At 72.7% G+C, this 12,335-nt stretch carries 12 protein-coding genes; 11 read left to right on the top strand and 1 reads right to left on the bottom strand.

The window, feature by feature from the left end; translation table 11 throughout:
* Positions 1-2: 2 nt before the first annotated feature.
* Positions 3-965: a helix-turn-helix transcriptional regulator gene (locus AC2EAQ_RS08055; RefSeq protein ID WP_484641869.1), complete on the bottom strand. Its 963-nt coding sequence runs from the start codon at positions 963-965 to the stop codon at positions 3-5.
* 96 nt (positions 966-1,061) lie between these two features.
* Between AC2EAQ_RS08055 and AC2EAQ_RS08050 the strand changes: the two genes are divergently transcribed.
* The 11 genes from AC2EAQ_RS08050 to AC2EAQ_RS08000 are packed head-to-tail and all read left to right on the top strand — an operon-like array spanning position 1,062 to position 12,328.
* A complete protein-coding gene (locus AC2EAQ_RS08050; protein WP_484641866.1) occupies positions 1,062-1,532 on the top strand; it encodes a 4-hydroxylaminobenzoate lyase in 471 nt (156 codons plus the stop codon).
* 6 nt (positions 1,533-1,538) lie between these two features.
* Positions 1,539-3,113: a 3,4-dehydroadipyl-CoA semialdehyde dehydrogenase gene (locus AC2EAQ_RS08045; RefSeq protein WP_484641862.1), complete on the top strand. Its 1,575-nt coding sequence runs from the start codon at positions 1,539-1,541 to the stop codon at positions 3,111-3,113.
* A complete protein-coding gene (locus AC2EAQ_RS08040) occupies positions 3,110-4,708 on the top strand; it encodes a benzoate-CoA ligase family protein (protein ID WP_484641859.1) in 1,599 nt (532 codons plus the stop codon). Before AC2EAQ_RS08045 ends, AC2EAQ_RS08040 begins: the two co-directional genes overlap by 4 nt.
* On the top strand, positions 4,705-5,505 hold the full coding sequence (locus AC2EAQ_RS08035) for an alpha/beta fold hydrolase (RefSeq protein WP_484641854.1): 801 nt from the start codon (positions 4,705-4,707) through the stop codon (positions 5,503-5,505). The genes AC2EAQ_RS08040 and AC2EAQ_RS08035 overlap by 4 nt, the downstream gene beginning before the upstream one ends.
* Positions 5,505-6,383 carry a branched-chain amino acid ABC transporter permease gene (locus tag AC2EAQ_RS08030; RefSeq protein ID WP_484641851.1) on the top strand — a complete coding sequence of 293 codons (879 nt, stop codon included), beginning with the start codon at positions 5,505-5,507 and terminating at the stop codon, positions 6,381-6,383. The genes AC2EAQ_RS08035 and AC2EAQ_RS08030 overlap by 1 nt, the downstream gene beginning before the upstream one ends.
* Positions 6,380-7,390, top strand: a complete 1,011-nt coding sequence (locus AC2EAQ_RS08025; protein ID WP_484641846.1) for a branched-chain amino acid ABC transporter permease — start codon at positions 6,380-6,382, stop codon at positions 7,388-7,390. The genes AC2EAQ_RS08030 and AC2EAQ_RS08025 overlap by 4 nt, the downstream gene beginning before the upstream one ends.
* Entirely contained in the window at positions 7,383-8,144 is a 762-nt protein-coding gene (locus AC2EAQ_RS08020) for an ABC transporter ATP-binding protein (protein ID WP_484641842.1), read from the top strand. The genes AC2EAQ_RS08025 and AC2EAQ_RS08020 overlap by 8 nt, the downstream gene beginning before the upstream one ends.
* 1 nt (position 8,145) lies before the next feature.
* Positions 8,146-8,865 (top strand): ABC transporter ATP-binding protein, encoded by a 720-nt coding sequence (locus AC2EAQ_RS08015; protein WP_484641837.1) that lies wholly within the window; start codon positions 8,146-8,148, stop codon positions 8,863-8,865.
* A 51-nt stretch (positions 8,866-8,916) separates the two neighbouring features.
* Positions 8,917-9,969: an alcohol dehydrogenase gene (locus AC2EAQ_RS08010; RefSeq protein WP_484641833.1), complete on the top strand. Its 1,053-nt coding sequence runs from the start codon at positions 8,917-8,919 to the stop codon at positions 9,967-9,969.
* A 1-nt stretch (position 9,970) separates the two neighbouring features.
* Positions 9,971-11,089 carry a CaiB/BaiF CoA transferase family protein gene (locus AC2EAQ_RS08005; protein WP_484641828.1) on the top strand — a complete coding sequence of 373 codons (1,119 nt, stop codon included), beginning with the start codon at positions 9,971-9,973 and terminating at the stop codon, positions 11,087-11,089.
* Positions 11,090-11,092: 3 nt separating this feature from the next.
* A complete protein-coding gene (locus AC2EAQ_RS08000) occupies positions 11,093-12,328 on the top strand; it encodes a lanthionine synthetase C family protein (protein ID WP_484641823.1) in 1,236 nt (411 codons plus the stop codon).
* The last annotated feature ends 7 nt before the right edge of the window (positions 12,329-12,335 follow it).

The raw sequence follows: 12,335 nt of genomic DNA, 5'->3' as shown, positions 1-12,335 counted from the left end.
CTTCAGCGGGGCAGATCGAGGGCCTCGCGCACCACCGACCGCAGCGTCTCGAACGTGGGCTGCAGCGGATGGGCGCTGGTGTCGACCTGGAACTCGGCCTTCGAATAGAAGGCGGCGCGGCCGGCGAGGATGGACTTCAGGTCGTCCATCGCCTCGCGGCTGGCCGCCATCGGGCGCGTGTCGCCCTGGGCCGTGACCCGCTTCATGTGGTCTTCCGGCGAGGCCCGCAGCCAGACCGTCGTGCAGTGCGCCAGCAGCAGGTTGAAGGTGGCCGGGTCGGAGACCAGGCCGCCGGGCGTGGCGATCACCGCTTCCGGGTAGATCTGGATCGCTTCTTCCAGGGCGCGGCGCTCGTAGCGGCGATAGGCGTTCTGGCCGTACAGCGCCTGGATCTCGCTGATGCTGCAGCCGGCGAACTTCTCGATCTCGCGGCTCAGTTCCACGAAGGGGTAGCCCAGGTCCTCGGCCAGCATCGCCCCGAGCGTGCTCTTGCCGGCCCCGCGCAGCCCGACCAGGGCCACGCGTTCGCTGCGGCGACGCGGCTGTCCGGTCGCCGAGCGGGTGTTGGTGCCGCCGGTGCCGAGCAGTTCGCCCACTGCCACGCGCACCCGGTGCAGCGTGGCCTCGTCGCGGCCCTCGAGCATCTCGCGCAGCATCAGCCACTCGGGTGAGGACGTGCTCACATCGCCGATCAGCTCGGCCAGCGAGCACTGGAGCGCCCGCGCGACCTGGAGCAGCACCAGGATCGACGCATTGCCGACGCCGTACTCCAGATTGGCGAGGTGGCGCTCCGACACGTCGGCGGCGGCGGCCAGGGCCTTGCGGGTCATGCCGCGTCGGGCCCGCAGGGCGCGGGCGCGCTCGCCCAGGGCCACCAGGAACGGGTTCTTGGCCTCGTCCTCCCCCGCCGGGGCCTCGGTGTTTTCCTGCCCCACGGAGGGTTGCTGCAATATAGTGCTTGACATGAGCCGTCTCGACTCCTAGAGTCCGGCACGCACAATACTGCATGCTCCCGCCGAAGGCAAGCCTGAGGCGGGACAGGCCGACCGAAGGAGACCGCGATGCCGATCACCCCCGAAGACTTCCGCGCCCGTGTGGCCGCGCTCACCGCGGCGATGGCCGGCCGGCCGCTCGACGCCGCGCTGGACGCCTGGCTCAACCACGAACACGGCGTCGGCAGCGCCACCTACGCCGGCCTGCGCGAGGCCTGCGAGGCCGGCGTGGCCGCGGGCTGGCTGTGCAACCGCGAGGGCGGCGGCATCCGCTACGGCCGCATCTTCAAGCCCGCCGACGACCTGCAGGGGTTCTCGGTGGACGTGGTGGACATGGCCGACATCGCCGGCCCGCACCACACGCACCCGAACGGCGAGATCGACCTCGTGATGCCCCTGGGCGGCGACGCCCGATTCGACGGCCGTGCCGCCGGCTGGGTGGTGATGGCGCCGGGCAGCGCGCACCGCCCCACCGTCAGCGGCGGCCGCGCGCTGGTGCTGTACCTGCTGCCGCAGGGCGCGATCGAGTTCACCCGGTAGGCTGACATGACCGAACTGCTGCTCAACCATCTCGGCGGCCGCTGGGTCGCCGGCCAGGGCACGGCCACGCCGCTCGTCGACCCCGTGCTGGGCGACGAGCTGGTGCGCGTCGACGCCACCGGCCTGGACCTGCGGGCCGGCTTTGCCTTTGCCCGCGAACAGGGCGGCGCGGCGCTGCGCGCGCTCACCTACCGACAGCGCGCAGCCCTGCTGGCCGCGGCGGTGAAGGTGCTGCAGGCGCACCGCGCCGACTACGAGGCCATCTCCACCGCCAACAGCGGCACCGTCAAGTCCGACTCGGCGGTGGACATCGACGGCGGCATCTACACCCTGTCCACCTACGCCCGCCTGGGCGACACCCTCGGCGATCGCCGCCACCTGCCGGACGGCGACGCGGTGCGACTGGCCCGGGACGAGCTGTTCCAGGGGCGCCACGTGTGGGTGCCTTCGCGCGGGCTGGCGCTGTTCATCAATGCCTTCAACTTCCCGGGATGGGGGCTGTGGGAGAAGGCCGCGCCGGCCCTGCTGTCGGGCGTGCCCGTGGTCGTCAAGCCCGCCACCGCCACCGCCTGGCTGACCCAGCGCATGGTGCGCGACGTGGTCGACGCCGGCGTGCTGCCCCCGGGGGCCCTGTCGGTGGTGTGCGGCAGCGGCGCCGGCCTGATGGACGCGCTGGAGCCGTTCGACGCGGTGTCGTTCACCGGCTCGGCCGACACCGCGGCGCTGATCCGCTCGCACGCGGCGGTGACACAGCGCTCCGTGCGCGTCAACATCGAGGCCGACAGCGTGAACAGCGCGCTGCTGCTGCCGGGCGAGGCGCCGGGCGGCGAGGCCTTCGAGCTGCTCGTGCGCGAGGTGGCCCGCGAGATGACGCAGAAGTCGGGCCAGAAGTGCACCGCCATCCGGCGCGTGCTCGTGCCCGAGGCCTGCTACGCCGTCGCCGCCGAGGCCATCGGCGCGCGCCTGGCCCGCACCACGGTCGGCAACCCGCGCAACGAGTCGGTGCGCATGGGCGCGCTCGTCAGCCGGGCGCAGCTCGACAGCGTGCGCCAGGGCCTGGCGCGGCTGCAGCAGCAGGCCGAGACGCTGCACGACGGCGCCACGCACGCGCTGCTGGACGCCGACCCGGCGCTCGCCTGCTGCGTCGGCCCGACGCTGCTGGGCACGCGCAGCGCCGACGGCAGCGACGCCTGCGACCTCGTCCACGACACCGAGGTGTTCGGCCCGGTGGCCACGCTCGTGCCCTACCGCGACGACGCGCATGCGATGGCGCTGGTGGCGCGCGGCCAGGGCTCGCTGGTGGCGTCCGTGTACGGCAGCGACCCGCGCGCGCTGGCCGACGCCTCGATCGAGCTGGCCGCGCTGCACGGCCGCGTGCACGTGGTCAGTCCCGACGTCGCCTCGACCCACACGGGTCACGGCAACGTGATGCCGCAGTCCGTGCACGGCGGCCCCGGCCGCGCCGGGGGCGGCGAGGAACTGGGCGGCCTGCGCGCCCTGAATTTCCATCACCGACGCGCTGCCGTGCAGGCCAGCACCGCGGTGCTCGACCACCTGGACCGGACCGGAGACCTCGCATGACCCAGACCGACAACGCCAACGTGCCGGCGCCGCCGGAGCCCTTCAACTTCGCGCAGCACCTGCTGGCGCTCAACGCGTCGCGCCCGGACAAGACCGCCTTCATCGACGACCTGGGCCGGGTCACCTATGGCGAGCTGGCGGACCGCGTGCGCCGCCTCGCCACAGGCCTGCGCGCGCTCGGGCTCAAGCGCGAGGAGCGCGTGCTCCTGCTGATGCAGGACTGCACCGACTGGCCCCTGGCCTTCCTGGGCGCGATGTATGCCGGCGTGGTGCCGGTGGCGGTGAACACCCTGCTCACCGCGGACGACTATGCCTACATGCTCGAGCACAGCCGCGCGCAGGCGGTGCTGGTATCGGGCGCACTGTTGCCCACGCTGACCGCCGCGATGGTCAAGTCGGACCATGAGGTGGGCAAGGTGGTGGTGTCGCGCCCGGTGGCGCCGCTGCATCCGTCCGAGGTCGAGCTGGAGGCCTTCCTCGCCGCGCAGTCGCCGCTGGCGCGCCCCGCGGCCACCGGCGCCGACGATCCCGGCTTCTGGCTCTACTCGTCGGGCTCGACCGGCCGCCCCAAGGGCACGGTGCATTCGCACGCCAACCCGTACTGGACGTCCGAGCTCTACGGCCGCAACGTGCTGGGCCTGCGTGAGACCGACCTGTGCTTTTCCGCGGCCAAGCTGTTCTTCGCCTACGGGCTAGGCAACGGCCTGACCTTCCCGATGAGCGTGGGCGCGACCACGGTGCTGATGGCCGAGCGGCCCACGCCGGACGCGACCTTCCGCCGCTGGATCGGCGCCACCGCCCCGCTGGCCGGGCTGCGGCCCACGGTGTTCTTCGGTGCGCCCACGGGCTTTGCCGGCATGCTCGCCAGCCCGGCGCTGCCGACGCGCGGCGACGTCGCGCTGCGGCTCGTGTCCTCGGCCGGCGAGGCGCTGCCGGCGGAACTGGGCCAGCGCTTCAAGGCGCACTTCGGCGTCGACATCGTCGACGGCATCGGCTCCACCGAGATGCTGCACATCTTCATCTCCAACCGGCCCGACCGCGTGCGCTACGGCACCACCGGCTGGCCGGTGCCCGGCTACGAGATCGCGCTGCGCGGCGACGACGGCGGCCCGGTGCCCGACGGCGAGCCCGGCGACCTGTACATCGCCGGCCCGTCGGCGGCGATGATGTACTGGGGCAACCGCCAGAAGACGCGCGAGACCTTCCAGGGCGGCTGGACCAAGAGCGGCGACAAGTACATCCGCAACGACGACGGCAGCTACACCTACGGCGGCCGCAGCGACGACATGCTCAAGGTCAGCGGCATCTACGTCAGCCCGTTCGAGGTGGAGGCCACGCTGGTGCAGCACCCGGCCGTGCTCGAGGCCGCGGTGATCGGCGTGCCCGACGCCGAGGGCCTGACCAAGACCAAGGCCTTCGTCGTGCTCAAGCCCGGCGGCCAGGCCACGGCCGACGAGCTCAAGGCCTTCGTCAAGGACAAGCTGGCGCCCTACAAGTACCCGCGCCAGATCGTCTTCGTGACCGACCTGCCCAAGACCGCCACCGGCAAGATCCAGCGCTTCCGGCTGCGCGAGCAGGAGGCGTCGGCGCAGTGACTTCCGCCTTCGTCGACATCGACTGGCGCGGCCGGCGCGTGCGCATCGAGCATGCGTTCGTCGGGGCGCCGCGCCCCGGCGCGCCGCTGCTGGTGTTTCTGCACGAGGGCCTGGGCTCGCTGTCGATGTGGCGCGACTTCCCGGCCCGGCTGTGCGACGCCACCGGCGCGCGCGGCCTGGTGTACTCGCGCCCCGGCTACGGCCGATCCACGCCGCGCGCACAGGACGAAACCTGGGCGCCGGACTTCATGCACCGCCAGGCGCTGGAGGTGCTGCCCGCGCTGCTGGCGGCGCTGGGCCTGCAGGACGCCCGGCCCTGGCTCGTGGGCCACAGCGACGGCGGCTCGATCGCGCTGCTGTACGCGGCGCACCGGCCGCAGGCGCTGGCCGGCGCCGTGGTGCTGGCGCCGCACATCCTGGTGGAGGACGTCAGCGTGCGCAACATCGCCCGCGCCCGCGACGCCTACGTCGGCGGCGACCTGCGCGGCCGCCTCGCGCGCCATCACGACGACCCGGACTCGGCCTTCTGGGGCTGGAACCGCATCTGGCTCGACCCCGCCTTCCGAAGCTGGTCGATCGAGGAGGAGATCCGCACCATCGCCTGCCCGCTGCTGGCGGTGCAGGGCGTGGACGACGAGTACGGCACGCTGGAGCAGGTGCGCGGCATCGCGCGCCGCCTGCCGCAGACCGAGCTGCTGGAACTGGCACACTGCGCGCACTCGCCGCACCGCGACCAGCCCGAGGCACTGACCCGGGCCGTGGCGGCCTTCCTGCGCAAGCACACGCCCAGCCCCTGATGGACTTCGCCACCTTCCTGATCCAGTGCCTGAACGCGCTGCAGTACGGGCTGCTGCTGTTCCTGGTGGCCAGCGGGCTGACGCTGATCTTCGGGATCATGGGCGTGATCAACCTCGCGCACGGCAGCTTCTACATGATCGGCGCCTACATGGCCTACGCGCTGGCGCCCTTCGTGGCGGCCACCTTCGGCGGCGGCTTCTTCGCCACGCTGGCGGTGGGCGTGGTGCTGTCGGTGGTGCTGGGCTACGTGCTCGAGTGGGCGTTCTACAGCTACCTGTACGAGCGCGAGCACCTGCAGCAGGTGCTGATGACCTACGGCCTGATCCTCGTGTTCGAGGAACTGCGCAGCCTGCTGGTGGGCGACGACGTGCACGGCGTGCCGATCCCGCCGCTGCTGGCCGGCAGCATCCAGCTGTCGGACGTGCAGCAGTACCCGGTGTACCGCCTGTTCATCAGCGGCGTGTGCCTGGCGCTCGCGCTGGGCATGTACTTCGTGTTCAAGCGCACCCGGCTGGGCATGATGATCCGCGCCGGCAGCACCAATCGCGAGATGGTGCAGTCGCTCGGCGTGGACATCAGCTTCCTGTACCGCGTGGTGTTCGCCGCCGGCGTGGCCATCGCGGTGCTGGCCGGCATGGTGGCCTCGCCGGTGTCGTCGGTGTACCCCGGCATGGGCAACTCGGTGCTGATCATCTGCTTCGTGGTGGTGGTCATCGGCGGCATCGGCTCGATCCGCGGCGCGCTGCTGGCCGCGCTGCTGATCGGCATCGTCGACACCTTCGGCAAGGTGCTGCTGCCCAGCGCGGCCGGCGTGCTGGTCTACGTGCTGATGGCGCTCATCCTTCTCTGGCGCCCCGACGGGCTGTTCAAGGCATGACCGGGGACAAGAGCAAGCTCGCCTTCGTGCTGCTGTGCTTCGCGGCACTGGCGCTGTACCCGCTGGTGGCGGGCAAGTTCGGCATCGACCTCGTCACCAAGATCATGATCCTGGCGATCTTCGCGCTCAGCCTGGAGCTGCTGGTCGGCGGCGCCGGCCTGGTGTGCTTCGGCCAGGCCGCGTTCTTCGGCATCGGCGCGTACACGGCGGTGAAGCTCTCGCCCGAGACCGAGGCGGCGTCGCTGCTGTGGCTGCTGCCCGCGAGCGTGCTGCTGGCCGCGGCCTATGCGCTGGTGGTCGGTGCGCTGTCGCTGCGCACCAAGGGCGTGTACTTCATCATGGTCACGCTGGCCTTCGCGCAGATGGCCTACTACGTGGTGCACGACACGCCGCTGGGCGGCGGCACCGACGGCATCTACCTGAACGTCAAGCCGGTGCTCGGCAGCCTGATCGACCTCGACAAGCCGCTCGTGTTCTACGGCTTCACGCTGGCGATGCTGGCCGCGGTGTTCGTGTTCCTGGCCGTGCTGAGGCGCTCGCGCTTCGGCCGCGCGCTCGACGGCATCCGCGTCAACGAGCAGCGCATGCGGGCCACGGGCTTCTCCACCTACCCGTACAAGCTGGCGGCGTTCACGGTGTCGGGCGGGCTGGCCGGCCTGGGCGGCTTCCTGTTCGCGGTGAAGGACGGCTTCGTCAACCCCGAGCTGCTGTCCTGGCACCAGTCCGGCGCGGTACTGATCATGATCATCCTGGGCGGCATCGGCCACCTGCGCGGCGCGCTGATCGGCGCCTTCGCCTTCGCGCTGCTGCAGGAGCTGTTCAAGTCCGAGGCGGTGTTCGGCAGCTTCGCCAAGCACTGGCACCTGGGCCTGGGCCTGACCATCATCGTCAGCGTGGCGCTGCTGCCGCGCGGCCTGGTGGGCCTGCCGTCGCAATGGCGCGCGCGCCTCGTGGGCGCGGCGTCGCGCCGCGCGGCCACCGCCCCCAAGGAGACCGGCGATGCCTGAGGCGGTCGTCGGCGAGGTGCTGCTGGGCTGCCGCGGCCTGACCCGCCGCTGGGGCGGCCTGGTGGCCGTGAACCAGGTGTCGCTGGACTTCGCGCGCGGTGCTGTGCACGCCGTGATCGGCACCAACGGCGCGGGCAAGAGCACGCTGATCAACATGCTGTCGGGCGAGATCCCGGCGTCCGAGGGCACGGTCGAGCTGCTCGGCCAGGACGTCACCGGCTGGACGCAGCCGCGGCGCGCCCGCGCCGGGCTCGGGCGCAGCTACCAGCGCACCACGATCTACCCCAACTTCACCGTGTTCGAGAACTGCCGTCTCGCCGCGCAGGCGCGCACGCAGAAGCCCTGGCACTGGTGGCAGGACGCGCAGCGCTGCGACGTCAGCCGGGCCGGCGCGCAGCGCGCGGCGCAGCGTGCCGGGCTGGCCGACCTGCTGGACCGCCAGGCCGGCCTGCTGTCGCACGGCCAGAAGCGCCAGCTCGAGATCGCGATGTGCCTGGCCACCGAGCCCGAGGTGCTGCTGCTGGACGAGCCGCTGGCCGGCATGGGCGCCGAGGAGACCGACCGAATGCTCGAACTGCTGGCCGAGCTGCGCGAGGGCCACGCGATCCTGCTGGTCGAGCACGACATGGACGCCGTGTTCCGCATCGCCGACCGCATCACCGTGATGGTCAATGGCAGCGTCATCGCGTCGGACACGCCCGAGGCGGTGCGCAGCAACGCCGAAGTGCAGGCCGCCTATCTCGGCGGACATTGAGATGAGCGCTGCCGACTCCCCGATCCTCGACGCCCGCGGCGTGCAGGCCTGGTACGGCTCCAGCCACGTGCTGCACGGCGTGGACCTGGCCGTCGGCCGCGGCGAGACCGTCGGCCTGCTCGGCCGCAACGGCATGGGCAAGAGCACGCTGATCCGCACCGTGCTGGGCCACGTGTCGCAGCGCGACGGCCGCATCCGCCTGTTCGGCCACGACATGAGCCGCGCCCGGCCGCACGAGGTGGCGCGCCTGGGCGTGGCCTACGTGCCCGAGGGCCGCGGCGTGTTCCCGAACCTGTCGGTGCGCGAGAACCTCGTGATGGCCGCGCGCGCGCCGCGCAGCGCGGCCACCGGCTGGAGCTACGAGCGCGTGATGGCCACCTTTCCGCGCCTGTCCGAGCGCGTGGGCCACCTCGGCGGCCAGCTCTCCGGCGGCGAGCAGCAGATGCTGTCGATCGGCCGCGCGCTGATGACGCAGCCCGAGCTGATCATCCTGGACGAGGCTACCGAGGGCCTGGCGCCGCTGATCGTGGCCGACATCTGGCGCGTCATCGGCGAAATCCGCGCCAGCGGCATCGCCACGCTGATCGTCGACCGCGACTACCGCAAGGTGCTGGCGCAGTGCGACCGCGCCGTGGTGCTGCAGAAGGGCCTCGTGGTGCTGGCCGGCGCCGCGGCCGACCTGCGCGGCAGCGACGAGCTGGCGTCCTACCTGGGCGTCTAGCGCAGTGGCATCATGCCGCGCGGCGGCCGGTGCCGCCGTGGAGGAGCCTGCGTGATCTGTCACCCCGTCGAGTCCTTCGGCCGACCCCTGGCCCGGGTGCTGCGCGATACGCCGGTGCCGCAGGGCACCGAGGTGCTGCTGCGCGTGGACCGCTGCGGCGTGTGCCATTCCGACCTGCACCTGCAGGACGGCTACTACGACCTCGGCGACGGCCAGAAGCTCGACGTCAGCAAGGGCCTGGGCCTGCCGCGCGTGCTCGGCCACGAGATCGCCGGCACCGTGGTGGCCCTGGGGCCCGACGCGCGCGGCGTGGCCCCCGGCGACCGGCGTGTGGTCTACCCCTGGCTCGGCTGCGGCCAGTGCAGCACCTGCACCGGCGGCCGCCAGCACCTGTGCCCGTATCCGCAGGCCATCGGCGTGCACCGCGACGGCGGCTTTGCCGATCATGTGCTGGTGCGCAGCCCCGACGTGCTGCTCGACCATGGCCGCCTGCCCGCGTCGCAGGCCTGCACCTATGCCTGCGCCGGCGTCACCGCCTACAGCGCCTTGAAGAAGATCGCGCCGCTGGCCCCCGGCGACACGCTGCTGGTGATCGGCGCCGGCGGCGTGGGGCTGTCGGCGGTGCGGCTGGCGCGGCGCCTGCAGCCCGACGCCACCGTCGTGGTGGCCGAGGTGGACCCGGCCAAGTGGGACCTCGCGCGCGAGGCCGGCGCCGCCGAGGTGGTGGACCCGCGCGCCGACGGCGCGGTGCGCGCCCTGGTCAAGGCCACGCGCGGCGGCGCCGCCGCGGCGATCGACTTCGTCGGCGCGGGCACCAGCTTCAGCTTCGGCTATGGCGCGCTGCGCAAGGGCGGCCACCTGGTGTGCGTGGGCCTGATGGGCGGCGCGGCCACGGTCACGCCGGTGATGCTGGCAATGCGCGCGGTGACGGTGCAGGGCTCCTACGTCGGCAGCCTCGACGAGCTGCGCGAGCTGTTCGCGCTGGCCCACGAGCAGCCGCTGCCCGAGCTGCCGGTCGTCGAGCGCCCGCTCGAGGATGCCGATGCGGCCTTGTCCGACCTGCGCGCGGGCCGCGTGCGCGGGCGCATCGTGCTGGTGGCCTGACATGGCAGGCTCCCTCGAAGGCATCCGCATCGTCGACCTGTCGCGCGTGCTCGGCGGGCCGTATTGCACCCAGATCCTGGCCGACCACGGCGCCGACGTGCTCAAGGTCGAGCCGCCGCAGGGCGACGAGACGCGCGGCTGGGGGCCGCCGTTCGACGCCGACGGCACGGCCTCGTACTTCCTCGGCCTGAACCGCAACAAGCGCGGCATCACGCTGGACCTGTCGCAGCCCGGCCCGCGCGAGCGGCTGCTCGCGCTGCTGGCCGACGCCGACGTGCTGGTGGAGAACTTCAAGACCGGCACGCTGGAGGCCTGGGGCCTCGGGCAGGCGATGCTGCAGGAGCGCTTCCCGCGCCTGGTGCACTGCCGCGTCAGCGGCTTCGGCGCCGACGGCCCGCGCGGCGGCCTGCCCGGCTACGACGCGGCGATCCAGGCCCTGGTCGGCCTGATGACGGTCAACGGCGACGCCGACCGGCCCGGCGTGCGCCTGGGCGTGCCCATCGTGGACATCGTCACCGGCCTGAACGCGGCGCTGGGCATCATGTTCGCGCTCAAGGAGCGCGAGCGCAGCGGCCGCGGCCAGTTCGTCGAGTCGGCGCTGTACGACTGCGGGCTGTCGGCGCTGCATCCGCACAGCGCCAACCACCTGCTCGACCCGTCGCGCGTGCCCGGCCGCAGCGGCAATGCGCATCCGAACATCTGCCCCTACGACACCTTCGCCACCGGCGGCACGCCGATCTTCCTGGCGGTGGGCAACGACGGCCAGTTCGGGCGGCTGTGCGACGGCATCGGCGCGCCGGAGCTGGCCACCGACCCGCGCTTCGTGAACAACACCCTGCGCAACCGCCATCGCGAGGCGCTCAAGCCGCTGCTCGAAGCCCGGCTGGCGGCGTTTGCCGACTGCGACGCGCTGGCCGACCGGCTGATCCGGTCCGGCGTGCCCTGCGCGCCGATCCGCGACATCCCGACCGCGCTGGCGGACCCGCATACCGCGCACCGCGGCATGGTGGTGTCCATCGGCGAGCACTACCGCGGCGTGGCCTCGCCGATCAAGCTGTCGCGCACGCCGGCCACCTACCGCCTGCCGCCGCCCCGGCGCAGCGGCGACCCGGAAGCCTGAGCCATGCTGCACGACCCCGCCCGCCACGAACCGCTGCGACCGCTGCCCTGGGACGCCGACCGCGCCCGCGAGACCATCGACCACATCGTCCGCGACACCGTGAGCCGCTTCGACAGCGGCGGCTGGTGGCCGATGCACGCGCGCGACGCCGACGGCGGCGACAAGGCCGGCGAGCCGAACTACACGCTGTACTTCGGTGCGGCCGGCGTGATCTGGGCGCTGGACTACCTGCACGGCGTGGGCGCCACGCCGCAGCGGCCGGCGTTCGGGCTGGCGGCGCTGCAGCAGGTGCTGGAGCGCAACCGGGCCTGGCTCGACCACGACGGCTCGCAGGACGAGACGGCGTCGTACCTGATGGGCGACACCCCGGTGCTGATGATGATGCAGGGCCGCGAGCCCACGGCCGGGCGCGCCGACCAGCTCGCCGCGCTGATCGAGCGCAACCTCGACCACCCGGCGCGGGAACTGCTCTGGGGCGCTCCCGGCACGATGCTGGCCGCACTGCACCTGCACGAGCGCTTCGGCGCCGACGACCCGCGCTGGGCCGACCTGTTCCGGCGCAGCGCCGAGAAGCTGTGGTCGCAGCGGCTGTGGTCCGACGAGCATGCCTGCCACTACTGGACGCAGGACATGTACGGCCGCTGCAGCAGCTACATCGACGCGGTGCACGGCTTCGCCGGCACGGCCTTCGTGGCCCTGCGCGGCCTGCACCTGCTGCCCGCCGCACAGGCGGCGGCGTGGCAGGCGATGATCGTCGACACCGTGGCCCGCACCGCCACGCGCGAGGACGGCCGGACGAGCTGGCGCGCCTGGCTCGACACGCCGCCCGGCAGTGCGCCGCGCATGCTGATGCAGTACTGCCATGGCGCGCCCGGCTTCGTGGTCAACCTGTCCGCGCTGCCCGCGGGCACGGCGCTCGACACCCTGCTGCTGGAGGCCGGCGAGGCCACCTGGCACGCCGGGCCGCTGGCCAAGGGCTCGAACCTGTGCCACGGCACCGGCGGCAACGGCTATGCCTTCCTGCGGCTGTGGGAGCGCACCGGCGACCCGCGGTGGCTGGAGCGGGCGCGCGCGTTCGCGATGCACGGCATCGAGCAGACGCGCGCCGACGAAGCGGCTCACGGGCAGCAGCGCTTCTCGCTGTGGACCGGCGACCCCGGCTTCGCCATCTACCTGTGGGACTGCCTGCGCGGCCGCGCCGCGTTCCCGACGCTCGACGTGTTCTGGCCGCCGGCCTGACCTGCTG

The sequence above is a fragment of the Aquabacterium sp. T101 genome (genome assembly GCF_057219775.1).
Note: the sequence above shows the minus strand (reverse complement) of the source record. Positions and strands in the feature narration are given on the sequence as shown.

Bases quoted from the DNA above. Each gene is read 5' to 3' on its own strand.
- AC2EAQ_RS08055 (WP_484641869.1), bottom strand. From the start codon at position 965: ATGTCAAGCACTATATTGCAGCAACCCTCCGTGGGGCAGGAAAACACC.
- AC2EAQ_RS08050 (WP_484641866.1), top strand. From the start codon at position 1,062: ATGCCGATCACCCCCGAAGACTTCCGCGCCCGTGTGGCCGCGCTCACC.
- AC2EAQ_RS08045 (WP_484641862.1), top strand. From the start codon at position 1,539: ATGACCGAACTGCTGCTCAACCATCTCGGCGGCCGCTGGGTCGCCGGC.
- AC2EAQ_RS08040 (WP_484641859.1), top strand. From the start codon at position 3,110: ATGACCCAGACCGACAACGCCAACGTGCCGGCGCCGCCGGAGCCCTTC.
- AC2EAQ_RS08030 (WP_484641851.1), top strand. From the start codon at position 5,505: ATGGACTTCGCCACCTTCCTGATCCAGTGCCTGAACGCGCTGCAGTAC.
- AC2EAQ_RS08025 (WP_484641846.1), top strand. From the start codon at position 6,380: ATGACCGGGGACAAGAGCAAGCTCGCCTTCGTGCTGCTGTGCTTCGCG.
- AC2EAQ_RS08020 (WP_484641842.1), top strand. From the start codon at position 7,383: ATGCCTGAGGCGGTCGTCGGCGAGGTGCTGCTGGGCTGCCGCGGCCTG.
- AC2EAQ_RS08015 (WP_484641837.1), top strand. From the start codon at position 8,146: ATGAGCGCTGCCGACTCCCCGATCCTCGACGCCCGCGGCGTGCAGGCC.
- AC2EAQ_RS08005 (WP_484641828.1), top strand. From the start codon at position 9,971: ATGGCAGGCTCCCTCGAAGGCATCCGCATCGTCGACCTGTCGCGCGTG.
- AC2EAQ_RS08000 (WP_484641823.1), top strand. From the start codon at position 11,093: ATGCTGCACGACCCCGCCCGCCACGAACCGCTGCGACCGCTGCCCTGG.